At 63.3% G+C, this 23,009-nt stretch carries 24 protein-coding genes and 1 tRNA gene; 13 read left to right on the top strand and 12 right to left on the bottom strand.

Going from position 1 to position 23,009, the window contains the following annotated elements; all coding sequences use genetic code 11:
* Positions 1-37: 37 nt before the first annotated feature.
* Positions 38-1,075, bottom strand: coding sequence for a phosphatidylglycerol lysyltransferase domain-containing protein (locus EN862_RS25105; RefSeq protein ID WP_127866206.1), 1,038 nt, complete (start codon positions 1,073-1,075; stop codon positions 38-40).
* 231 nt (positions 1,076-1,306) lie between these two features.
* Here EN862_RS25105 and EN862_RS25110 point away from each other — a divergent pair, with 231 nt between their 5' ends.
* From EN862_RS25110 to EN862_RS25130, 5 genes are all read left to right on the top strand, one after another.
* On the top strand, positions 1,307-1,792 hold the full coding sequence (locus EN862_RS25110; protein WP_127866207.1) for a MarR family transcriptional regulator: 486 nt from the start codon (positions 1,307-1,309) through the stop codon (positions 1,790-1,792).
* Entirely contained in the window at positions 1,789-2,469 is a 681-nt protein-coding gene (locus EN862_RS25115; protein ID WP_127866208.1) for a GNAT family N-acetyltransferase, read from the top strand. Before EN862_RS25110 ends, EN862_RS25115 begins: the two co-directional genes overlap by 4 nt.
* A 310-nt stretch (positions 2,470-2,779) precedes the next feature.
* A complete protein-coding gene (locus tag EN862_RS25120) occupies positions 2,780-3,118 on the top strand; it encodes a hypothetical protein (protein WP_112128871.1) in 339 nt (112 codons plus the stop codon).
* A 14-nt stretch (positions 3,119-3,132) separates the two neighbouring features.
* On the top strand, positions 3,133-3,843 hold the full coding sequence (locus EN862_RS25125) for a phosphatase PAP2 family protein (protein ID WP_127866209.1): 711 nt from the start codon (positions 3,133-3,135) through the stop codon (positions 3,841-3,843).
* A gap of 78 nt (positions 3,844-3,921) precedes the next feature.
* Positions 3,922-4,191, top strand: a complete 270-nt coding sequence (locus tag EN862_RS25130) for a helix-turn-helix transcriptional regulator (RefSeq protein WP_126080263.1) — start codon at positions 3,922-3,924, stop codon at positions 4,189-4,191.
* Positions 4,192-4,252: 61 nt separating this feature from the next.
* Here EN862_RS25130 and EN862_RS25135 read toward each other — a convergent pair whose 3' ends face one another.
* The 3 genes from EN862_RS25135 to EN862_RS25145 form a co-directional block, all read right to left on the bottom strand.
* Positions 4,253-5,179, bottom strand: coding sequence for a DMT family transporter (locus EN862_RS25135; protein ID WP_127866210.1), 927 nt, complete (start codon positions 5,177-5,179; stop codon positions 4,253-4,255).
* 78 nt (positions 5,180-5,257) lie between these two features.
* On the bottom strand, positions 5,258-5,638 hold the full coding sequence (locus EN862_RS25140) for a nuclear transport factor 2 family protein (RefSeq protein ID WP_127866211.1): 381 nt from the start codon (positions 5,636-5,638) through the stop codon (positions 5,258-5,260).
* Between the two features lie 94 nt (positions 5,639-5,732).
* Entirely contained in the window at positions 5,733-6,581 is an 849-nt protein-coding gene (locus EN862_RS25145; RefSeq protein ID WP_127866212.1) for an ATP/GTP-binding protein, read from the bottom strand.
* A gap of 113 nt (positions 6,582-6,694) precedes the next feature.
* On the opposite strand from EN862_RS25145, the gene EN862_RS25150 reads away from it, so the two are divergent.
* Both EN862_RS25150 and EN862_RS25155 read left to right on the top strand, forming a co-directional pair.
* Positions 6,695-7,489: a helix-turn-helix transcriptional regulator gene (locus EN862_RS25150; RefSeq protein WP_127866213.1), complete on the top strand. Its 795-nt coding sequence runs from the start codon at positions 6,695-6,697 to the stop codon at positions 7,487-7,489.
* A 228-nt stretch (positions 7,490-7,717) separates the two neighbouring features.
* Positions 7,718-9,094, top strand: a complete 1,377-nt coding sequence (locus EN862_RS25155) for an adenylate/guanylate cyclase domain-containing protein (RefSeq protein ID WP_127866214.1) — start codon at positions 7,718-7,720, stop codon at positions 9,092-9,094.
* A 109-nt stretch (positions 9,095-9,203) separates the two neighbouring features.
* Here the strand turns inward: EN862_RS25155 and EN862_RS25160 are convergent, their stop codons facing one another.
* Together EN862_RS25160 and EN862_RS25165 are read right to left on the bottom strand one after the other, a co-directional pair.
* Complete coding sequence (locus EN862_RS25160; protein WP_127866215.1) at positions 9,204-10,136, bottom strand: CHAD domain-containing protein; 933 nt, start codon at positions 10,134-10,136, stop codon at positions 9,204-9,206.
* The gene (locus tag EN862_RS25165; protein WP_127866216.1) at positions 10,133-10,606 is read right to left on the bottom strand and encodes a CYTH domain-containing protein; all 474 of its coding nucleotides are present in this window, start codon (positions 10,604-10,606) and stop codon (positions 10,133-10,135) included. The genes EN862_RS25160 and EN862_RS25165 overlap by 4 nt, the downstream gene beginning before the upstream one ends.
* 92 nt (positions 10,607-10,698) lie before the next feature.
* On the opposite strand from EN862_RS25165, the gene EN862_RS25170 reads away from it, so the two are divergent.
* From EN862_RS25170 to EN862_RS25185, 4 genes are read left to right on the top strand one after another with little or no spacing between them, the layout of a single operon-like run.
* A complete protein-coding gene (locus tag EN862_RS25170; protein WP_127866217.1) occupies positions 10,699-11,403 on the top strand; it encodes a DUF1956 domain-containing protein in 705 nt (234 codons plus the stop codon).
* Complete coding sequence (locus EN862_RS25175; RefSeq protein ID WP_127866218.1) at positions 11,400-12,353, top strand: HlyD family efflux transporter periplasmic adaptor subunit; 954 nt, start codon at positions 11,400-11,402, stop codon at positions 12,351-12,353. The genes EN862_RS25170 and EN862_RS25175 overlap by 4 nt, the downstream gene beginning before the upstream one ends.
* A complete protein-coding gene (locus tag EN862_RS25180) occupies positions 12,350-13,270 on the top strand; it encodes an ABC transporter ATP-binding protein (RefSeq protein WP_127866219.1) in 921 nt (306 codons plus the stop codon). The genes EN862_RS25175 and EN862_RS25180 overlap by 4 nt, the downstream gene beginning before the upstream one ends.
* Positions 13,267-14,403, top strand: coding sequence for an ABC transporter permease (locus EN862_RS25185; protein WP_127866220.1), 1,137 nt, complete (start codon positions 13,267-13,269; stop codon positions 14,401-14,403). The genes EN862_RS25180 and EN862_RS25185 overlap by 4 nt, the downstream gene beginning before the upstream one ends.
* 75 nt (positions 14,404-14,478) lie before the next feature.
* On the opposite strand, the gene EN862_RS25190 is transcribed toward EN862_RS25185, so the two are convergent.
* A complete protein-coding gene (locus tag EN862_RS25190; protein WP_127866221.1) occupies positions 14,479-15,456 on the bottom strand; it encodes a threonine/serine dehydratase in 978 nt (325 codons plus the stop codon).
* Between the two features lie 484 nt (positions 15,457-15,940).
* Positions 15,941-16,264, bottom strand: a complete 324-nt coding sequence (locus EN862_RS25195; protein ID WP_127866222.1) for a hypothetical protein — start codon at positions 16,262-16,264, stop codon at positions 15,941-15,943.
* Between the two features lie 181 nt (positions 16,265-16,445).
* Between EN862_RS25195 and mbfA the strand changes: the two genes are divergently transcribed.
* The gene (mbfA, locus tag EN862_RS25200; protein ID WP_127866223.1) at positions 16,446-17,429 is read left to right on the top strand and encodes an iron exporter MbfA; all 984 of its coding nucleotides are present in this window, start codon (positions 16,446-16,448) and stop codon (positions 17,427-17,429) included.
* A gap of 213 nt (positions 17,430-17,642) precedes the next feature.
* Here the strand turns inward: mbfA and EN862_RS25205 are convergent, their stop codons facing one another.
* A complete protein-coding gene (locus EN862_RS25205; protein WP_245519684.1) occupies positions 17,643-18,746 on the bottom strand; it encodes a TadE/TadG family type IV pilus assembly protein in 1,104 nt (367 codons plus the stop codon).
* Between the two features lie 366 nt (positions 18,747-19,112).
* Here EN862_RS25205 and lepA point away from each other — a divergent pair, with 366 nt between their 5' ends.
* Positions 19,113-20,918 carry a translation elongation factor 4 gene (gene lepA, locus EN862_RS25210; protein WP_127252994.1) on the top strand — a complete coding sequence of 602 codons (1,806 nt, stop codon included), beginning with the start codon at positions 19,113-19,115 and terminating at the stop codon, positions 20,916-20,918.
* A 32-nt stretch (positions 20,919-20,950) separates the two neighbouring features.
* On the opposite strand, the gene EN862_RS25215 is transcribed toward lepA, so the two are convergent.
* The 3 genes from EN862_RS25215 to EN862_RS35980 form a co-directional block, all read right to left on the bottom strand.
* Positions 20,951-22,003: a hypothetical protein gene (locus EN862_RS25215; RefSeq protein WP_127866224.1), complete on the bottom strand. Its 1,053-nt coding sequence runs from the start codon at positions 22,001-22,003 to the stop codon at positions 20,951-20,953.
* Between the two features lie 190 nt (positions 22,004-22,193).
* Positions 22,194-22,424 carry a hypothetical protein gene (locus EN862_RS25220; RefSeq protein WP_127866225.1) on the bottom strand — a complete coding sequence of 77 codons (231 nt, stop codon included), beginning with the start codon at positions 22,422-22,424 and terminating at the stop codon, positions 22,194-22,196.
* Positions 22,425-22,582: 158 nt separating this feature from the next.
* Positions 22,583-22,654, bottom strand: a tRNA-Cys gene (locus EN862_RS35980).
* Positions 22,655-23,009: the final 355 nt, after the last annotated feature.

Below are 23,009 nucleotides of genomic sequence, written 5' to 3' on the forward strand. Positions count from 1 at the left end.
ATAGCGTGGACGAAGTGGGCGAGGAAAAAAGCCCGCCTCAGATCGCCTTGGTCAGGCGCAGCAGCCCCAGCATCTCCACGAAGGTCCCTTTGCGGAACGCGATATAGGTCGGTTCCTCGACACCATGGAAGCGGCGCTTGAAAGCCGCCTGGCCCTGCAGGTTGAAGCGCGAGCGGTTGACCCAGGGCGAGTTGTAGGCGCGCTGGAAGGCGTTGCGCCAGAAGTCCGATTCGGCAAAGCCGCTGGGCTCGACATCGAGGAGCGGCGAGAGGCCAAGCGTCACCACCGAGATGCCTTCCTCGCGAAAGCGGTCGACCGCGAATTTGGTCAGCCCGATCTCGGCATGCGGCGTGGTGTCGACCTGCTTGCGCTTGAAGGAAGTGGTGTAGCCGAAGACCTTGCCGTCGCGAAACAGAGGGTCGAAATCAAGGATGGCGAGAAGCCGGCCTTCGGGGCTGTGCAGGAGGAAGCGGCGCATGTCGGCGCCCAGCTGGCTGGAAAAGCGACGGTTCAGGAAGGCCATCTCCCAGCGCTTGATGATGCGTTTTTTGCGCCAGTCGGCGGAAAGCTGCTTGATCTCCTCCAGCAGCATGTCGCCCGTGCCCTCGGTGAGGACAAACCCCTTCTTCGCCAGCCAACGCTCGGAATAGCGCACGGTCTCGTTGCGCTTGCCCGAAAAATCATGCTCCGGCAAAAGCAGCCTGGTGTCGACGCCGAGCCGGTTGACCTGGTAGCCGAGACCGGCGAGCACCTTGGCCGTGTCGGCGCCGATCTGCACGAACCAGGGGCTGCCGGCCGCCTCGACAAAGCGCTTGATATAGGCCGGGCGGTTGGCCGGGTCGGCCACCGGATCGCCCAGCGCGAAATGGCGGCTCATCTTGGTGCCGAAGGCGATGAAGCCGTCGCCGTCGCTGAAATAGGACAGCTTCTTCTGCACAGCCGTGGAATAGGCGAGCGAGAAATCGCCATGGCGGCGCACCAGCGCCAGGCGCTCCTCATCGCTCAATTCGCGCCGCGGAACCTTGGGCGCCACGGCATCGAGAAGCCTGTCGAAATAGATGCGCAGGGGCGCCATGAGCTCCGCGTGCCAAGAAGTGATGACCTGCCACCCTCAGGTCGCGAATCGCTGGCGACCGCTGCCGGCCACGTCGCGTCAGCGATATAGGATGCAATTGACGGCGAATGAAGGGCAAACGTCCGAAAGCGTCCGGTATCGGCCATCAGCCGCAGGAACGCCCTGTGTGCATTCGCTTGATTTTTCCATGCAATGTTATATATCAAGTTATCGATAGGTGGCGGGCGCGCTATGGAAGACATTCTGCGATCTCTTGGTTTTCTCTGCCTCGGCAGCCGGATGAAACGCATGGGCGAGCAGTTGCAAGCCGACACGCAGCGCGTGCTCGACCGCCTCGACATGCGCATTCAGTCGAGCCAGTACCCGCTGCTCGCCGCGCTCGACAGGCTGGGGCCGTTGCCGGTCGGTGAGCTAGCGCAATCGCTCGGCGTCGCGCAGCCGGGCGTGACGCGCAGCGTCGCGCTGCTTGCCGAACTGGGGCTGGTGGAGGTCAATCCCGCGGAGGACGACCAGCGGCGCAGGATCGTTTCGCTGACCGGCAACGGCAGGCGGCTGGTCGACCGGGCGAAACGGGACATCTGGCCGAGCATCGAAAATGCCGTCGCGGATTTGTGCGCCGATCTTTCCGGGCCGCTGCTCGGCCAGCTTGCCGCCATCGAGGATCGGCTGGCAGAGACGCCGCTCCACCGTCGCGCCGAAAGGATCGCCACGCCATGAAGCATATCCTCGACCGCCCTGTCTGGAGCGCGCTCGAAACACGGCAAAGGACTTTCGCCGAGGGTGACGATCTCGCGCGCCGGTACCGGCCATCGATCATCCCGTTCGCCGCCACGGCAACGGACGATCCGGAAAGCCTGCATGCGCTCGGAAGGCTCGTTCCCGCCGGCGAGACCGTCATCCTGGCTCAGGCCGAGAACATTGTCCTGCCGCCGGCGCTTGTCGCGACGATGACCGCCGATGCCGTGCAGATGATTACCGGGCAAGCCTTGCAGACGGTCGCCGATCCTCGAATCGAGCAATTGACGCGGCAGGACGCGGCCGAGATGCTCGCGCTCGCCTCGCTGACGAAGCCTGGCCCGTTCACGTTGGAAGCCTTGAGCCTCGGCGAATTCTGGGGCGTGAAGATCGATGGCAGGCTGGCCGCGATGGCCGGCGAGCGCATGAAGCAGCCCGGCTATTCGGAACTCAGCGGCGTCTGCTCGCATCCGGATTTTCGCGGCGGCGGCCTCGCCAGGCTGTTGTCGCTGTTCGTGGCCAACCGCATCGTGGCGCGCGGCGAGGTGCCGTATCTGCATGCCTTTGCCAACAATGCTGCGGCGATCAGGCTCTACGAGTCGATCGGCTTCCGGCTGCGCAGCGCGATGAACATCGCCATGGTTCAGCGGGCTGGGTGAGTGCTCGGCACTTTCGTCATCCACGGGCGGAGCGGGAGCGAAGTGAACGCGTAGACCCGAGGATTCATGCCGTAACATCGAAGCCCCGCCGGCGGTGCAGAATTCTGCTCCGCTGCAATTGCGGCCAAGGTAACGGCGTGGATTCCAGGGTTTACGCGACGGAGCTTCGCTCCTGCTTCGCCCTGGCCAGCCGCCTTCGGTCCCCCTTTGAACACGCAACGTCCGTCGCGATCGGCTTGACGGCTTCGCCCGCTTCGGAAACAAGGGCTGCGGCCGGCTGTGGCGACGGCGCTTCAAAAGGGGATGGCAGGTGAGTTTCTGGGGACTGGCGCAGCTCGGTATTTCGACCGTGATGTTCCTGCTTGCGGCAATGGCCGCAAAGCAATGGGGGCTGGCGCCGAGCCTGGCCAAGCTCCTTGTGACGCTGGCGCTCTATACCGCCGGCAATTTGATCATGCTGAGGCTGGTGCGCGAGTTCGGCATGTCGGTGTCGTTCAGCCTGTCGGCGGTGATCCAGCTTGTCGCGGTCAATGTCGTGGCCATCGCCTTTTTCGGCGAGCGGCTCAATGCTTTCCAGGCGACCGGCATGGTGCTGGCGATCGCCGCCGTCGCCCTGATCACGCTCGGGCCCTATATGCAGAAGCTCTAACCCTCGAGCCTCTCATGAAGCCATCCGTCGGCGCGCTGCTTGCCAAGATCGAATTCCCCCTGCTGCTGGCGGGACTGGTGATCGCCGGCGGGCTGTGGGGTCTTGAGGAATTGATGGAGGTGGCGCGCGCCACGACGCCGCACGCCTTCGACACCGAGATCCTGCTTGCCTTCCGCCATGCCGGGCAGCCGGACAGCCCGATCGGCCCGCTTTGGCTGCAAGGCGCGGTGCGCGACATCACCGCCCTCGGCAGCACAACTGTGCTGGTGCTGATCACGACTGCGGCCATCCTGTACCTGCTGTTGATCCGCCGGCCGGCGACGGCACTGTTCGTCTTCGTCGCCATAGCCGGCGGGCAGGTGCTTTCCAGCCTGCTCAAGCTGGAGGTCGACCGGCCCCGGCCCGATCTCGTCTCGCACCTGGTCACCGAAACGTCGCTGTCCTTTCCAAGCGGCCACGCGATGCTGTCGGCGGTGACCTATCTGACGCTCGGCTCTTTGGCGGCGCGTTTCCTGCCGGATCGCCGGACGAAGATCTTCGTGCTTTGCCTTGCCGTGTTCACCACCGTGCTGGTCGGCGCCAGCCGCGTCTATCTCGGCGTGCACTGGCCGTCGGATGTGCTCGCCGGCTGGTGCGCCGGCTTCGCCTGGGCCATGCTATGCTGGCTTGCGGCACGCCTGCTGCAGCGGCGCAAAGTGGTGGCTGACAGCGACATCGATGGCTGAAGCATTTAAAATGATGCTTGAGACATTGTAATATTTAAAATATACATCTTTCATATCTTCAGAAACAGGTTCCGGCCGATGATCACTGCCGCACAGATGCGCGCCGCGCGGGCGTTGACCGGCATCGACCAGAAGACGCTCGCCGAGCGTGCCGGGGTTTCGCTTCCGACGATCCAGCGCATGGAAGCGAGCGACGGCGTGGTCAGGGGCGTGGTCGACACGCTGATGAAGGTCATCCAGGCGCTTGATGATGTCGGGGTGGAACTGATCGGCGAGAACCAGGCCAGCGAGCGCGGCGGCAGGGGCGTACGCCTCAAGGCCGCTGCGGCGCAGAACCCGCAAGGCTGAGCAAGGTCGGCCTGGATGTAGCGGCACCACAGCTGAACTTGCCGCCCAACGGAATGCTGCTTCACATCGCCGCTTCGATCGGCTCGGCGAGCCTCGGATTGGCGCGCGCGGCGATCAGGCAGCCGGCGACGATGAGGCATGCGCCGGCCAGCGTGGTCCAGGCCACGTCCTCGCCGAAGAAGAACCAGCCGAGCGCGATCGCCCAGATGAAGGCCGAGTATTCGGTAGGGATCAGATATTGCGCTTCGGCGCGGGCGTAGGCCCAGCTCATCAGGAATTGCCCCGCGAGCGACAGCAGCGCCACCCCGGCCAGGGGCAGCCATAGATCGCCGGGCAGAGCAACCGCGAGCCAAGGTGCGGCGAGAGCGAGGATAATCCCAACGAAAAGGTTCTGGAACAGCATGATCTCGACCGGCCTGGCCAGCAGCGCCTGCTGCCGGGAGAGGATCAGATTGTAGGCATAGAACACAGTCGATGCGAGCACCGCGGCCGTGCCAAGCAGGGCATCTTGCGAGTAGCTTTCCCGCCCGAACTGCCCGGACAGGATGATGGTGACGCCGGCGATGCCGGCCAGCGATGCCCAGACCGCCTGCCGCCTTATGCGTTCGCCCAGCAACAATGCCGCAAGCAAAAGCGCAAACAGCGGCGCGACGAAGCTGAGCCCGATCGCCTCGGCTAGCGGCAGTCTGGCCAGACCCCAGAAGAACAAGACCAGGACGATGCCGACAATCGCGGCGCGCAGCGCATGTAGGCCCAGCACCCGAAGGGCCGGCTTTGAACGCGAGCCCGCCGACCAGACCGCGCCCGCGACCAGGGTCGAGACCATGCTGCGCCACAGCAGCGTATTGTAGACGCCGACCGCGATCGTTAGCGACTTCATGGCCGCATCCATGCCGGACAGCAGGAAAATCGCCAGCGCGCATGTGAGCACGGGGATGGTCGGAGAAACGGCGCCGGTCAGGCTGGATGTCTTCGCGGCATCGCTCATGGCAGCCGGATATCGCGGAGCGCATAGCGGAACCAGATGGCAGCAGGCCCGATATGGCGGTCCAATCCCGCCCGGCGGTCACGGCATCCGCTCGACCCATTGCGCGCGTGATGGGCCGGGTTCGAACGGGTCGCCGAAATACTGGGTCTCGCGCGCCACCTTGCCGTCGAGGAACTCCATGATCGAGACGGTGTAGGACGGCTGCCCGTCATAGGTCAGGACATATTCCGTCACCCAGAGTTCGCCGGCGCCAATGATGCGCCGCACCGCAAAACGCTTGCGGTTCGGCTGTGCGGCGCGGGAGGCCTGGATGTTTGCCCGCCCGCGGATGCGCTCGCCCGATTGCGGATAGTCGAGCACGGCATCCTCACGGTAGATCTGGTGCTCGGCCTCGAAATCATCAGCATCGGAAGCGGCCCAATGGCGATCCAGGGCCGCCCTGATCTCCAGGTCTTGCATGGCAACCTCCTTGAGCCCGCGATGGACCGTGGTATCACGGTCCATCGCATGGCTGGTAGCAGAGCGCTCCGAGGGTGCCTCAAAGCGTTTGCTCTCAATCGAGGCTAAGCGCCACGATCTCGCCTTCGCCCATCAGCGGCACGAAGATGCGCTTGCCGTCGGTGCCGATATCGGCGCTGCCCGGCTTGAAGGTGGCGACCACCTGCGGGGCGCCGTCATGATAACTATAGAGCGTGCCGGTCATGTAGGCGGTGGCGTAGATGGTGCCGCCTATGGCGATGACGCCGTCGAGATCGGCGAAGTTCTCGGCGCCTGGCAGCGGCGTGATCTTCTTGGTGGCGAGGTCGACCGACAGCAGGCCGCCCGGCTCGGGGGTGCTGAAGTCGGCCTTGTTGATGTCCTTGCCCCAGGACGCCACGATCAGCCTGTGGCCATCGGCGAACACGCCATTGGGCGAGGCAAGCAACGGGTCCTTGACGAACAGCTCCGGCTTGTCGCCGTCGATGCGGTAGATCATGTCGGCCAGCATGTCGCTGACATAGACCTTGCCCGCCTTGTCCTCAGTCATATCGTTGAGGAAGACAGCGCCCGGCACGTCGATGGTCTCGACCAGCCTGCCGCTGGCGAGATCGACGACGCGCACCTTGGTGATATCGGCGGCGTAGAGCTTGCCGCCGGCGATCGCCATGCCCTTGGGCGCGTCCATGCCGTCCACCCAGTGGCGCGCGATGACCTTGCCGTCCATCGACAGCAGTGACAGATAGCCATTGCCGTCCGCCGCGCCGGGATTGCCGGAGATGTTGGAGACGACGATTCGGTTGTGAGCGGCGTCGACAAGCGCGGATTCCGGCTGCTCGAAGCCGGTGGCGCGCCAGAGCTCGCCGGCCTGCGCGACAGACACGGCCGCAGCGGCGAAGATGGTTGAGGCGATCAGGCGTTTCATGGGTGCTCTCCTGTGATGACGAAGGAGAGCTATGATTTTCGATACTTCTCGGAAAGCACGAATGAAGCTAGTATCGCATTCCTATACCAAACCGCACGAATGAGGCGCATTCCATGAACGGTCCGATCTTCGAGGCGCTGAAACGGACGCTGAAGGCCAAGGGCCTGACCTACCGGACGCTGGCCGAGCGCATAGGCATTTCCGAGCCGACGGTGAAGCGCATCTTCCATGAGAAGAACTGCAAGCTCGACAGGCTGATGGAGATCTGCGCCGCGGCCGATGTCGAGCTGGAGAACGTGCTCGGCGCGATGAATCGCGGGCCGGGTCCGGCCAATCGCGTCGGGCCGGAGATCGAGCGCCGCCTTGCGGCGCGGCCGGCGCTGCTCTTCGTCTTCATCATGCTGTCGGAGAAATTCACGCCCGAGGGCATCATGCGCTCGCAGGGCCTGAGCGAAGCCTCGATGTTCCTCTATCTGCGCGACCTCGAGGAGCTTGGGCTGGTGGCGCTGGGGCGCGGCCTGTCGGCAAGGCTATTGGTCGACACGCCGATCCAGTGGGATTTCGAGGGGCCGCTGAAGCCGCATTTCGAGATGACCAACAAGAATTTTGTCGGCTGGGCGCTCGGCCATATGGAACAGGCCGCGACCTTCATCAGCTTTTCCCGGCGCATGCGGCCGGAAACGGCGGAGATGCTGCGCCGCGAGGCCGACGAGCTCGCCGAACGCGCCAGGCTGCTCGCCCATCACGACCAGCACACCACGCCGGAGGACCAGCTCACCGGCTACAAATGGACCTTCGCCTTCGGCGCGACACCGTTTCCGGCGATCATGCCGATCGGACCGCATCCGCGTGATGCCGGGGCCCAGGGCGCCGCTCCTGCAAAGGGACGCCGCCCCTTGCCGGCCTGACCAATCATCTTGAGCAGGATTGCATCTGGCGGTCGAGCTTGCCGCGCGCCGCTCCGTCGGCGCGGACTGCTGCCATCTCCGCCCTTGCCGCCAGCGACGCCGACCGAGCCCGTAGGGCGCCTCGGGATAGAATAGAAATCCGGCATCAACATTCATGATAGAATTCGCGAACTGATTTGCCGGACAGTGGTGGGGCAGGTTTGCCGAATGCGAAATCGAAGTGATCCGATGCCGACCGCGCCAACACTCGAGCTTCGCCGCTATTCGCGCCTGCAAAAATTGCGCCAGCGCGCAGAACGGCAAGGTGCCGGATTGCAGTTCTGGGCGCGTACCGCATCGCTCGCCGTGATCTCCTGCTTTTTTTCATTGATCAGCCGCTGGGATGCCGCGCTGCTCTTCGTGCTGGCGGGCCTCGTGCTGTTCCAGCTCGTCGGCCTGATCCAGTTTCTCTTTGCGCGCCGCCCCACGGCGCCATGGTGGATCGGTTATCTCGTCGGCACGCTGGACATCATTCTGTTGACCGTTCTGCTGGTAACGCCCAACCCGTTTTCCACGGAGGTCACGCCGGCTGCGATGCAACTGCGCGAGGGCAGCTTCAAATTCCTGCTGATTTTCGTATGCCTTGGCGCGCTGACCCTTTCGCCACGCTTGGCGCTCTATCTCGGCGCGCTCGCGGCTTTGACGTGGGCGATCGGGGTGGGATGGGTGGTTCTTCATCCGGGAACAGTCATTCCGGCGACGAACCTCTATTCGCTGCCGATGACAGAGCGACTGAACCTCTATCTCAACCCCAACTTCGTCGATACATTCGCGCAGGCAACCAACGTGCTGGTTGTGTTGATCATCGGCGCGATCATGGCGCTGGTCGTCTCTCGTTCCCGACGTCTGTCGGAAGACTATGTCAAGGCGGAGCGCGCCCGCGCCAATCTCGCCCGGCATTTTTCGCCCAACGTCGTCGACCAGCTCGCCGCGGATGACGAGCCCTTCGGCCCGGTCCGCCGGCAGGATATCGCGGTGCTGTTCGCCGATATCGTCGGCTTCACAAACTATTCCGAGAATAATCCGGCCGAAGCAGTGTTCGAACTTCTGCGCCAGTTCCACCGTCGCATGGAGCAGGTCGTCTTCGACCACAATGGCACGGTCGATAACTATATCGGCGATTGCATCATGGCGACGTTCGGGGTTCCGCAAACCAGCCATGACGACGCGACCCGTGCCATCAAGTGCGCTGAAGCGATGGTCGCCGCTGTCGAAGCATGGAATATGCAGCGTGTGTCCAGGGGATACCCGTCGCTGGACATTCGCATCGGTGCACAATATGGCGCAGTCGTCATCGGCGCGGTCGGCAGCGAGCGCAATCTGTCCTTCGCGGTGGTTGGCGACACCGTCAATGTCGCCAGCCGTTTGCAGTCGCTGTGCCGCGAGCTTCGGGCGAATATTTGCTTTGGGTCACGACTGATAGAGGCCGCAAAGGCGGAATCGCCCATGACACAGTTGAATGCGAGCGATCATGGCCCGGTGAGCGTCCGCGGCCGGGACGAACCGGTCCATGTCTGGGTCGAGCACAGAGCCGAGGACCAAGGCGCTGTTGCGGTTTCAGCTTGATACAGGCCGCCATGCGAAAAACCTGCACGTCGGCCGGATAGCAGTAGGTCCCGGCATAGGGGCATGTCCTGACCCAGGCCGAAAGCCATCACGTGCATGAGCGCCGCGCCTACGCCGCCTTCGCTTCTTCCTGCGGTGCGGCGAGGTCGTCGCGCGCCTTGCGGGCGAGTCTCTTGGCCGAGCGTTTCGGACTGTCGCCGAACAGCTCGGTGGCGTCGGCAAGGCAGGCCTTGGTCAGGCTCTTTTCCGAGCGCTTCAAGAGCTTGCGCAGAAGCTTCGTTTCATCGACGGGGCCGAGCGGCTCGCCCTCGGCGTCGAGCAGCGCGCGCATGACGAAGACGTCGTGCAATTCGCCGAGCTGCTCGCCGAGTCTGTCGACCGCCTTGCGTCGCGCCTTGATCGGCGTCGGCCACAGGCGGCCGAGCAGCGACAGATGCATGGAGTGCGTCTTGGCCGCCTTGCGCAGATCGTGAAAATCGTCGGCCTCGCCGCGCGACTCCGCCTTGTCGAGCGCCTTCTTCGCCCGCCGCAAGGTGGCGCGGGCGCCGTCGGCCAGGATATCGGCCGCCTGTTCCGGCTGGTCGGGCAGCGCCAGCCGGTCGATGCGCTCCAGGCCTTCCCGGCAGGCGGCTACGGCCGCATTGATGGCGGCGTCGAGGCCCGGGCCGGCGTGGAGCTCGTGCTGGCGCAGCACCAGCCGTTCGCGCACGGGATCGAGGCCGCCGCCGGCCGATTGTTCCGGAAAGGCATCGGCGAGGCGGTCGACGGTCTCGATCAAGGCGGTCGCCTCGCGCGGGCCGGCGAGCAGCGCCGAGACCTGCTTGTAGCACTCGTTCTCGGTCTGGCAGAACGGTTCGTCTCCGGAACGAACCAGGCGCAGCAAGGCGCGCACGCTCTTCAGCCGCTTGCGGCATTTGTGCAGGCCCTGCTCCGGCTTCTCGCGCGCCGTCTCGAGATGGCTGATGGCCCTGCCGATCTCGTCGGCCAATATGCGCCCGACCTCGCCGGTCAGCGGCAAGCGCGGATCGATGCGGAAGCTCATGCGGCGATCTCCGGAATCCCCCCGAGGGCCAGCGACGCGTTGTAGAATCTCGACTCGCCGGTGACCTCGCGACCAAGCCAGTCGGGCAGCATTTCGTCAGATACGTCCTCCGGCGTCTCCAGCTCCGCGATCACCAAACCCGCGAGCTTGCCGCCGAAAACATCGACTTCATAGAGATAGCCGCGGTGTCTAACATGGTGGCGTGTCTTCTCGATGACACGTCCGATGGCAAAGGCCATCAATTCCTCGGCCTCGGCAAGCGGGATCGAATATTCGAATTCGTCGCGCTCGCGCGCCCTGTCGCCGAACTTCAGCGTCAGCTCGGCGGAGCGTCCGTCCGAGATGCGCACGCGCACGGTGCGACCGGGCTGGGTGGCGACATAGAACTGGCGAATGCGGATCTCCGCCTCGACCTCGTCGCGCCAGGCGGAACTGGAGACCAGGAACTTACGCTCGACTTCCTTGCCCATGGCCGCGCACTAAAGCCTGTGGGGGCCGGGAAGGCAAGCCGGTTCAGAGGTCAAATTTGACTTTAATCAATCGATTGATTAAATGTCAAGACATGGAGAAGCAATCAAGGGCAAAAAGGCAGCAGCGCGAGGCGACCACGGCCGAGCAGACGCGCGCGGCGCTGGTGCACGCCGCGCTCAAGCTGTTCGGGCGGCGGGGTTTCGACGGCACGTCGACGCGCCAGATCGCGGCGGAAGCCAAGGCCAATATAGGCTCGATCGCCTATCATTTCGGCGGCAAGGAGGGCCTGCGCGCCGCCGCCGCCGACTTCATCGTCGAAACCATCCAGGGCATCGCCGGCCAGGCGCTGGGCGGCGCCCAGCCGGCCGCCCCGGCAAGCCCGGAAGCCGCAAGAGCGCAGCTCTTCGCCGCGCTGGAACGGATGGTGGGCTTCGTCGTCGTCAGTCCGCAGGCGGGCGAGATCGTACAATTCGTACTTCGCGAGCTTTCGCACCCGACCGCCGCCCTCGACCGCATCTATGCCGGCGTGTTCGAGCCGACGCATCGGCGGTTGTGCCAGATCTGGGAACAGGCGACCGGCGAGCCGGCCGAGAGTGAGGCAACCCGGCTCACCGTTTTCACGTTGATCGGCCAGGTCATCTATTTCCGCATCGGCCGCGAAGCGGTGATGCGCCGGATGGGTTGGCGCGAGATCGGCGACGAAGAAGCCGCCAAGGTGGTGGCGGCCACGACCGACAACCTCAGGGCAATGCTGGCGGCGCGCAGGCCGGCCGCCGGCAAGAAGGGCAAATCATGAGCTTTCTCTGTTCGCTGCCGCTCGCGGCTCAGCTGTTCGGCGCCTGCGCGCCGGCGGCGCCCCTCGCCGTCGGTTATGTCGAGGGCGAATATGTGCTGATGGCGCCGATCGAAGTGGCCCAGGTGGCGACGGTGACGGTGAGGCGCGGCGACCGCGTCGAGACCGGCGCGGCGGTGGCGACGCTCGAGGATGCCGACGCCAGGATCGAGGTGGCGCAGGCCGAGGCCGCGCTCGCGCAGGCGCAGGCGCAGCTTGCCGATTTGCAGGTCGGCAAGCGTGCCGAGGAAATCGCGGTGCTGAAGGCCGAGGTCGACATGGCGAAAGCCCAGGCCGCCGACGCCAAGCGCAAATATGACCGCGCCAGCGACCTCTACAAACGCGGCACCGGCACGCAGGCCGACTACGACACCGCCTCTGCCTCGCTGGAGACCGCCAATGCCCAGGTCGGGCAGGCGGAGGCCAACCTCGCCGTCGGCAACCTGCCGGCGCGGCCGGAAACCATCAAGGCCGCCGACAACCAGGTCAAGCAGGCGCAGTCGGCCCTGCGGCAGGCTGAGTGGCGGCTGTCGAAACGGGTGCTGACCGCGCCCTCGCCCGGCCGCGTTAACGACGTCATCCGCAATCCCGGCGACACGGCCGGGCCGACCGCGCCGGTGATCTCGATGCTGCCGGACGGCGCCGTGAAGCTCAGCGTCTATGTGCCGGAACGCGCGTTTTCGTCGGTCAAGGTCGGCACCGAGCTCAACGTCCACTGCGACGGATGCGGGGCGGGGCTGAAGGCGCGCGTCAGCTATGTCTCGCCCGATCCGGAATTCACGCCGCCGGTGATCTACTCGCTCGAGAACCGGCAGAAGCTGGTCTATCTCGTCGAGGCGCGGCCGGAGGGCGATGCCGGGCCGTTGCAGCCCGGCCAGATCGTCGATGTCGATCTCGCGGATATCGGGCAATGAACGCCATCGACGTCCGCGGCCTGGTCAAGCGCTTCGGCGACAAGACGGTCGTCGATCATGTGACGATGACGGTCGCCGAAGGCGAGATCGTCGGCTTCCTCGGGCCGAACGGCTCGGGCAAGACAACGACCATCCGCATCATGTGCGGGCTGCTTACGCCGGACGAGGGCGACGGCACGGTGCTGGGCTTCGACATCCGCACCGACGCGCTCAAGATCAAGCGCGAGGTTGGCTACATGACGCAGAAATTCTCGTTCTACGAGGATCTGACGATCGGCGAGAATCTTGAATTCGTGGCGCGGCTCTACCGGCTGAAGCCGGTCGAGCAATATGTGGCGAGGACGCTGGAAGAGCTCGGCCTGGCGAGCCGCCGCAACCAGCTGGCCGGCACGCTTTCCGGCGGCTGGAAGCAGCGGCTGGCGCTGGCCGCCTGCATCATGCACAAGCCGAAGCTGCTTCTGCTGGACGAGCCGACGGCCGGCGTCGACCCCAAGGCGCGGCGCGAGTTCTGGGATGAGATCCATCGCCTCGCCGGCGGCGGCCTGACGGTGCTCGTCTCCACCCACTACATGGACGAGGCGGAGCGCTGCCACCGCATCAGCTACATCTCCTACGGCAAGATGCTTGCCACCGGCACGGTCGACGAGGTGGTGAGGAATGCCGGGCTGACCACCTTCGTGCTGCATGGGACGGGGCTCGACCAGGTGGCCCAGGCGCTGCAGGGGCGGCCGGGCGTCGACCAGGTGGCGCCGTTCGGCGCAACGCTGCATGTCGTCGGCTCTGACAAGGCTGCGCTGGAAAAGGCGCTCGCCGACGTCGAGAAGGAGCACAAGGACGTGACGGTGACGCCGGGCGAGACCAGCCTCGAGGATGTGTTCATCCAGTTCATGTCCGGCTCGAAGGACAATATGGCATGAACGCGGTCTTTTCCTTCGCCAGGCTTGGCGCGCTGCTCATCAAGGAGTTCATCCAGATGCGGCGCGACCGCATCACCTTCGCCATGATGCTGGGCGTGCCCTTGATGCAGCTCGTGCTGTTCGGCTTTGCGATCAACAACGACCCGAAGAGCCTGCCGGCGGCGCTGGTGGCGACCAGCAGCGATCCCTATACGCGGGCGATGGTCTCGGCGCTGCAGACCACCGGCTACTACCGCTTCGACCATGTCGCGCAAAGTGCCGAGGAGGCCGAGTTCCTGATGGCGCGCGGCGACGTCTCCTTCGTCGTCACTATTCCCGCCGATTTCGCGCGCCGCGTCGAGCGCGGCGACAACCCGCAGATCCTGATCGAGGCCGACGCCACCGACCCGTCCGTCGCCAGCGGCGCCATCTCCACGCTCAGCACCGTTGCCGGCCAGGCGCTGCTGAGAGCCCAGGGCACCCAGGACGCGGCCAGGGAGGCGGCGCGCGGCCAGCTCGATGTCGTCGTGCACCGGCGCTACAATCCCGAAGGCGTCTCGCAATACAACATCGTGCCCGGCCTGCTCGGCGTCATCCTGCAGATGACCATGGTGATGATGACGGCCATGGCGCTGACCCGGGAAACCGAGCGCGGCACGATGGAAAACCTTTTGGCCATGCCCTCGAGCCCGCTGGAGATCATGCTGGGCAAGGTGCTGCCTTACCTCGTGGTCGGCGCGGTGCAGGTGGTGGTTGTGCTGGTGGCGGCGAAGCTGCTGTTCGGCATCCCCTTCGTCGGCAGCCTGACGCTGCTGCTCTCCTCGGTGCTGGTCTTCGTGCTTTCGCTGGTGCTGCTCGGCTATACGATCTCGACCATGGCCCGCTCGCAAATGCAGGCCATGCAGCTGACCTTCTTCTTTTTCCTGCCGTCGCTGCTGCTCTCCGGCTTCATGTTCCCCTATCGCGGCATGCCGGGCTGGGCGCAGAGCCTTGGCGAGATCTTTCCGCTGACGCATTTCCTGCGCATCACCCGCGCGGTCATGCTGAAGGGCGCCGAGCTGCCGGCGGTGGCGACGGAAATCGGCTGGCTGGCGGTGTTCGTGGGTCTGTTTGCCGGGTTCGCGCTGGTGCGGTTCAGGCGGACTCTGGACTGAAATCACGGAAAAATCTTGCGCGCAAAAGCCGAAGGCTGGCGCGAAGGAACGCGATGCTTCCCGCGTGCAGCGCCTCTACGCCGCCGCCATGATCCCGGCATAGGTGCTGAAATCGACATTGCCGCCGGACAGCACGACCGCCACGCATTTGCCGGCGAGGTCGATCTCGCCGGAGGCGAGCGCGGCAAAGGCGACGCAGCCGCCGGGCTCGACCACCAGCTTGAGATGGGCCATGGCGTCGCGCATGGCCTGCGCCGCTGCCTTGTCGGAGACGGCGATGGCGCCGGCGAGATTCTTGCGGTTGATCTCGAAGGTGATGGCGCCTGGCTCGGCGGTGAGCAGCGCATCGCAGATCGAGCTGTGGCCGGGATCGTTCGCGACCCTTTCGCCCTTGGCCAGCGAGCGGCGCGTGTCATCGAAATGCTCCGGCTCGACCGCCCAGACTTGCGTGTTCGGCGAGGCGTCCTTGACCGCGACCGAAATGCCGCTCGACAGGCCGCCGCCGCCACAAGGGATGACGACGGCGTCGAGCGCCACGCCGAGCGCCTTCGCCTGCCGCATCAATTCCAGCCCGATCGTGCCCTGGCCGGCGATGATGGCCGGATCGTCGAAGGGCGGCACCAGCGCCATGCCTTGCTCGATATAGGGGCGCACGACCGTCATGCGATCCTCCTTGAAACGGTCGAACGTCACCACCTCGCCCCCCATCTTGCGGACATTGCCGATTTTCATCGCCGGCGCGTCGGCCGGCATGGCGATGACCGCCTTGACGCCGAACATCGCGGCCGACGCCGCCACCCCCTGCGCATGGTTGCCGGATGAGAAGGCGACGACGCCGCGGCTGCGCTCTTCCTCGCTCAGCGTCGACAATTTGTTATATGCGCCGCGGATCTTGAAGGAGCCGGTGCGCTGCAGCGTCTCCGGCTTGAACAGGATGCGGCCGCCATGGCGCCTGTTGATCTCGGGCGATTCGATCAGCGGCGTCTCGACGATCAGGCCGGAAAGCCGCGCGGCGGCGGCGCGGATGTCTGAGATGCCGGGCAGGGTGGTCATGGTGGCCCTCGTGATCTGAGTGCATCCATGGTGCACGCAAACCAAGGCGGCGCGCCAACGAAAAAATGTGATGGAGACAAGGTTTGGCGATGATGGCGACCGCGGCCATCATCTTCGTTGGGAATTTGGCTACGCCAATCCCAAAAGGCTGACGCTTTCCCGGGTCGCACTCGCTGGGCTTGTCTTGATACTGGGTGAGAAGGCGCTGTGGCTGAAGGTGGCGCCGGGCGGAGCGGGCGCTGTTGGCGCGACCTATGCGATTAGCCGAGTCGCCTATCCCTTCGTCATACTCGGGCTTGACCCGAGTATCCATGCCGTGACCTTGCGGTGCGCGCGACGGTGCAGAATTCTGTAACCGTTGCAACGCCTTAGCGTCACGGCATGGATTCCAGGGTCTGCGCGCGTCGCTTCGCTCCTTGCTCCGCCCTGGAATGACGATTGGGAATGTGGCCACGGCCAATCGCTGCCATGCGAACCGCCCGCCTCACCCCAGCAGCGTCGGTGCCCGCTTTTTGCCGCCGAGCTTGCGCCAGGTGTTGAAGCGGTGGGTGGCGGCGGCGAAGGATATCTTCATCTGCTGGGAAACCGTGTAGCGCGACTTGCCTTCGTCGAACATGCGGTAGCAGCACTCGGCACCCTCCTCGGTCAGCTTGCCGTCCGGCGTCTTGTTGTGCGGGTTGGCCGGATCGAATTTCTCGAGCTGTTCCTCGACCAGGCCCTTCAGGCGCTGCAGGTCGGCCTCGATGCTGGCGATGAGATCGAGCACCGGTTTGGCGTCGAATGCGTGCGGCGGCTTCTTCTCCGTCATTGCGTTGGTCTCCTTCGATTTCGGCTGTCGCGTCTATATAGGCTAACATTCGGCAATAATGAAGAGTCGGTCCGATCACGCTCTGGTCATCCATTTTCGCGCGCGGCCCGTGGCGTTCGCAATTGACGTTGGACGCTTGAAACCATAGTTTAGAATCATTCTAAACTAGAGTGATCCCATCATGCTTTCCCGTGTTTTCGGCTTCGGCCGCCGTTCCTTCGATTCACTGTCGGAGCAGGAGATCCTGGCGCTGGCGATCTCCTCCGAGGAGGATGACGGGCGCATCTACCGCGCCTATGCCGATGGCCTGGCGCAGGATTTCCCGCAATCGGCCAAGGTGTTCGAGGCGATGGCCGAGGAGGAGGACGGCCATCGCGACTCGCTGATCGAGCTTCACCGCAGGCGCTTCGGCGACCGCATTCCGCTGATCCGGCGCGAGCATGTGAGGGGCTATTACGAGCGCAAGCCGGACTGGCTGGTGCGGCCGCTCGGCATCGAGCATGTGCGCCGGCAGGCCGAGGATATGGAGCGGCAGGCCTACCGCTTCTATGTCGAGGCCGCCAAGCGCACCACCGACGCCTCGACGCGCAAATTGCTCGACGATCTCGCCTTGGCCGAGCAGGGCCATGAGAGCTCGGCGCATGAACTGGAGCAAACCCATGTTCCCGGCGAGGTCAAGGCCGAGGAAGCGAGCGCCGAGCAGCGCCAGTTCATCCTCACCTATGTGCAGCCGGGCCTGGCCGGACTGATGGACGGCTCGGTGTCGACGCTGGCACCGATCTTCGCCGCCGCTTTTGCGACCCATGCGACATTCCAGACCTTCCTCGTCGGCCTCGCCGCCTCGATCGGCGCCGGCATCTCGATGGGCTTCACTGAGGTGGCCTCCGACGACGGCAAGCTTTCGGGACGCGGTTCGCCGGTCAAGCGTGGCTTGACCGTCGGCATCATGACGACGCTGGGCGGGCTCGGCCACGCGCTGCCCTACCTCATCCCCTATTTCTGGACGGCAACGATCGTCGCGGCTGTGGTGGTGTTCTTCGAGCTCTGGGCGATCGCCTTCATCCAGAACCGCTACATGCAGACGCCCTTCTGGCGCGCCGCCTTCCAGGTGGTGCTGGGCGGCGCGCTGGTGTTCGGGGCGGGCGTGCTGATCGGCAACGCCTAGAGCATGTCTCCTGAAAGTGGGAACCGGTTTCGGGATAAAGACATGCGTAAAAATCAAAAACCTCAAACGCATGGAGCGAATCTGAAAGATCGCGACGCGCTTTAGAGCAATTCCAGGAAAAGTGTGAGCGGTTTTCCGTCCGGAATTGCGTAAAAACAAGGAGGTAGGCGGTTCGCCGTTTCCGTGAAACGGTGAACCGCGCTGCGCCGCGCCCTACTGCGTCAGCACCGTATCCGACGGGCGCTGGTTGTAGTCGCACTTGCCGGTGGTGGTGTAGAAGAAGTCGGCGTTGCTGACATTGGCCGGCACCGGGTTGCCGCCGTCTTCCCAGGCCTGGTACCCGGTCTGGCCGCAGGGCACCGCGGTGAAGATGTTGACGTTCTGGCCGGTCGCCACCTCCGGCATGTTGGTGTCGCTGTCGCCGATATAGAGTCGGTTCGAGGTGGCGGGATCGTTCGACTTCAGCACCTTCGGATTGCCCGAGGGCACATCCATCTCGAGATAGAGCTGGTCCATCTGGCTGACGTCGATCACAGCGCCGGCGCCGTTGGCGGGGTAGAAGGTGTCGGCGCAGGTCGTCACATATCTCTTGCCGTTGCTGTCGGTCTGGGTGATCGCTCCGGTGGGCAGGCTGTTGAAGTTCTTGACCGTCTTGGTCGTGCAGGCCTGTTGCTGGACCACTGTGCTGGTGGAGCCGTTGATGGTGCTCACCGTAGTCGTGCCGTAGCCCTTCGGATCGCCGAAGCCATTGTAGGTGTAGCTGATCGTCATCAGCGGCTTGGCCACTGTGTCGCCGAACTTGGTGCCGTAGAGGTACATGGTTTTGTTCCAGTAACCTGACACCTTCGTCACCTTAAAGGTGGACTGCACCAGCGCCGGCGTCTTGCGCACCGCGGAGGCGACGCCGACCTGCACCGTGTTGATGCGGGCGATCTGCATGAAATTGGTCGGCATCGGATAGCTGGCCGTGGCGCCGAAGGTCGCCGAGCCGTCGGCGGCGACATTGACGCTGGTGAGCGTCGCCGTGCCTTGCCCGCTATTGGCCACATAGGCCTGCTGCAGCGACGTCTGCCGGTCGGCAAAAGCCGTGGTGGTGGGCAGCGTGGTGATCGATATGATCGCGGCGTCGAGCGCGTTCTGCATGTCGCTGCGGGTCGTCACCGCCGAGGTGTAGTCGACCGAAAAGCCGACCGCCGTCACCAGCGGGATCGTCAGCAGTACCATCATCGGCATCATCGAGCCGTCGCGGCTGGCGAGGAAGCGCCTCGCCGCTCCGGCCACCCCGGCCGGGCTGGACTTCTGGACTGAACTGGGCATTCTTGGGGCCTTCATCATCGCGACATCGAGCCGGTTTACCATCCGGGCGCGAAGCATGCCCTAAAGCGGTGCATGAATGTTTAAGCGCATTTGAATGTTTCGTGAGCGGGATACAGCTGATCTCCCCCCTTGCGGGGGAGATGCCCGGCAGGGCAGAGGGGGGTGCTGTCCCGCCAACATTTCTGTCGACACGACTACCCACGCCCGAATATTCACCTGAGGCTGAAAAGGTCGAAAAAACACTGGATCAAAGCAGGCGATCCGTCACACCCCCCTCTGGCCTGCCGGCCATCTCCCCCGCAAGGGGGGAGATCAGCTAACCCCCGCCGCTTGCCCCTCAACCCCGCCCCTGCTAAAGCGCGCCGCATGACGACGCCCCTCGACCACATCCGCAATTTCTCCATCGTCGCCCATATCGACCATGGCAAATCCACGCTTGCCGACCGGCTGATCCAGCTCACCGGCGCGCTGGAGGAGCGCGACATGAAGGAGCAGGTGCTGGACTCGATGGATATCGAGCGCGAGCGCGGCATCACCATCAAGGCCCAGACCGTTCGGCTCAACTACCGCGCCAAAAACGGCGAGGATTATGTGCTGAACCTGATCGACACGCCCGGACATGTCGACTTCGCCTATGAGGTGTCGCGCTCGCTGGCCGCCTGCGAAGGCTCGCTGCTGGTCGTCGACGCCTCCCAGGGCGTCGAGGCGCAGACGCTCGCCAATGTCTACCAGGCCATCGACAACAACCACGAGATCGTCGTGGTGCTGAACAAGGTCGACCTGCCGGCGGCCGAGCCCGAGCGCATCCGCGAGCAGGTCGAGGAGGTGATCGGCCTCGACGCCTCCAACGCCGTGCTGATCTCGGCCAAGACCGGTCTTGGCGTGCCGGACGTGCTGGAGGCGATCGTCCACCAGCTGCCGCCGCCGCGCGAGGGCGACATCAACGCGCCGCTGAAGGCCATGCTGGTCGATAGCTGGTACGACGCCTATCTCGGCGTCATCGTTCTGGTGCGCATCATCGACGGCGTGATGAAGAAGGGCCAGACCATCCGCATGATGGGCACGGGCGCAAAGTACCTCGTCGAGAGGACCGGCGTGTTCAAGCCGGCCCGCGTCAATGTCGACGAGCTCGGCCCCGGCGAGTTCGGCTTCTTCACCGGCTCGATCAAGGAAGTGGCCGACACCCGGGTCGGCGACACCATCACCGAGGACCGCCGCCCGACGCAAAAGGCGCTGCCCGGCTTCAAGCCGGCGCAGCCGGTGGTGTTCTGCGGCCTGTTCCCGGTCGACGCCGCCGATTTCGAGGATCTGCGCGCCGCCGTCGGCAAATTGCGCCTCAACGACGCCAGCTTCTCCTACGAAATGGAGACCTCCGCCGCGCTCGGCTTCGGCTTCCGCTGCGGCTTTCTTGGGCTCTTGCATCTGGAGATCATCCAGGAGCGGCTGGAGCGCGAGTTTAACCTCGACCTCATCGCCACCGCGCCCTCCGTCGTCTACCGCATGAACCTCATCGACGGCACGGTGAAGGAGCTGCACAACCCGGCCGACATGCCCGACGTGGTCAAGATCGCCTCGATCGAGGAGCCGTGGATCCGCGCCACCATCCTCACCCCCGACGACTATCTCGGCGGGATCCTGAAGCTCTGCCAGGACAGGCGCGGCATCCAGGCCGATCTCTCCTATGTCGGCAAGCGCGCCATGCTGACCTACGACCTGCCGCTGAACGAGGTGGTGTTCGACTTCTACGACCGGCTGAAGTCGATCTCCAAGGGCTACGCCTCCTTCGACTATCACCTGACCGACTATCGCGAGGGCGACCTGGTCAAGATGTCGATCCTGGTCAATGACGAGCCCGTCGACGCTTTGTCGATGCTGGTGCACCGCTCGGCCGCCGAAAAGCGCGGCCGCGCCATGTGCGAGAAGCTGAAGGAGCTGATCCCGCAGCATCTCTTCAAGATCCCGATCCAGGCGGCCATCGGCGGCCGCATCATCGCCCGCGAGACCGTCTCAGCGCTCAGGAAGGACGTCACCGCCAAATGCTACGGCGGCGACGTGACCCGCAAGCGCAAGCTGCTCGACAAGCAGAAAGAGGGCAAGAAGCGGATGCGCCAGTTCGGCAAGGTGGATATCCCGCAGGAGGCGTTTATCCAGGCGCTGAAGATGGGCGATTGAGGCTGTTAACGAGGCCTGCAGCTAGCGGATCCTTAGGCGCGTGCTTTGCGCTTCCGAGGAGTGAAGGCCTTGGTGATTTTGGCGTCGCGGATGCTTTCCCCAACCCGTCGCCCGACAATGTGCACAGTGACTGGCGTGTGGTTCCATTCGGCCTTTTGGATGGCCTTCTGATATTTTGAACTCACCAAGGGATCTTCAAGCTCTGCCACCAAGTTCCAGTCACCATCTACTGATTCGAGATGGACTCGATAGCTTTTAACGTTCTCTGACTCTAGGGCAGTGACAAGGAAGGTGTCCTGTATAACCATCTTCTCGGACTTTGCTCGGCGTGTCGCGGTCACAGCAGAAATAACGTCCGCGTCAAATGCTAATCCCTGATATATAACTTCCGTCGCTTCACCGCTTCTCCTCAATACTTCGTCTACAGCATGGTCGCTATACTGAGATATATCTGATGCCGCCGCTGATTGCCTCGTTGCCTTCTTTAGTGTATCTGCTTGCGCTTGCTTGTCATGCAACATCTTTTCGATAAAGTCATATAAGTCTTTTTTCTCATTTTGATCGAATTCTCGGCCTTTTTGCTCAGCTTCAATCTTCTTCATTGTTTCCACGTGACTGAGGTACATGTACCCCCCAGCTGCGCCGAAGAACAAAACGAGGAAGGTCAGAATTGCAATTAATGATTGTTTACTGTTAAGTTTTTCCACCGCTTTCCCCAGTGCACCAAGAGATTCGGCTGCCTTAGCGAATAGTTCTGAACTGCCTTCTGTTACAGAAAAGACTAGCTCTAGTTGCCTTTTCTCCGCATCCGTGAGCCTTATGATGCGCCCATCATTTTTTATTAGGCGCGCGACGGATCTATATAAATCATTCTGGTACTCCACCAAACCGCTCATCATGGAAGCGGTCACCGTTTGGTGAAATGGCTCTCCCTTGAATGCAAAATGGACCTTCGTCCACCGGAGGTCGCTTAGATCAAGAGATATTTGGCTAGCTAGAAGTTCTCCTGAGAGCAACCCATTCAACGCATTCCAGGCAGCTTCTTCACTATCTATGCGGACGACTTGCGTCCCATCGGTTGCCACTCGATTTCCTCCCCCTCAACACCCGGCCGAAAAGTATGCTGGCTCAGAGGGGTGGTCAATGGAGCCAATTGCAAAAAGTCACGTCTTTAGCTCTGGAGAATAGGATACCAAGCTTGTCAAACGTCCGGCCGGGAACGCAGAGCACTAAGGTGGAGACGGCTTTGGAACCTCAGCGCCCAGTGCGCAACGTCTATGACTGGGACGCGCTTTCGCCCGCTGCAATGTCGAGTTCATGGAACTTCTCGCGCATCATCAAAAGCGATTGCTGCGTTATCATATATGCAGCGACTTCGCCGACGTTAGCACCGATGAACGAATTGCGTGCCAAGAGTTGTAGGTAGTCATGAAGCTTCTTCGGTACCGAGACACGAAACGCAACGGTATCCGCTTCATTCCGTTTTCGACCACGTTTTTCTGACATCGCGCTTAAACACATCGGCAATTTAATGCGTTTATAATCGCATTAAAATTCTTGCGCGTCGAATCGCGTTATGCGACTCTTGCAACAAGAGATTCGCATTGCAGGAATTTTGGCGCTAAAAGAAAAGGACGGCCCATTGGGCCGTCCGAAGTGCAGTGAGGCCGGGTTCGGAATCGAACCGACTTATGCAACCTTGCAGGGGAGCCGCATAACCATTCTGCCTCCCGGCCATATCACCCCGCCCAAAGGCGGGGTGATTCGTTTCTACCCTTGACATTAGCCACAAGTGAACATGCCAGCAAACACAACTTGTAGCGTTTACAGATCATTTTTTCCAGGCCGACAATTCTCCCTTTAGCCCATCCATGCCCAACGCTTCCTCCGGCCCGTGAGCAGGCGAAAAATGTGGGCAAAACCCATAAAATCCGGGAAAAAGACCGGCCTCTAAACTCGCCGATCACGCCCGCAACTGGGACGCATAGCCTATAAAAAGCGACTCGTTTGGAGCCGTCAAGGATTCGTTTTTGCAGTTTTTGTGACCCCAATATCTTGTGTATCTCCAATGTGGGCAGCGGGGTACAAAAG

The organism is Mesorhizobium sp. M2E.F.Ca.ET.219.01.1.1, from assembly GCF_004016445.2.
Taxonomy (GTDB): Bacteria; Pseudomonadota; Alphaproteobacteria; order Rhizobiales; family Rhizobiaceae; genus Mesorhizobium.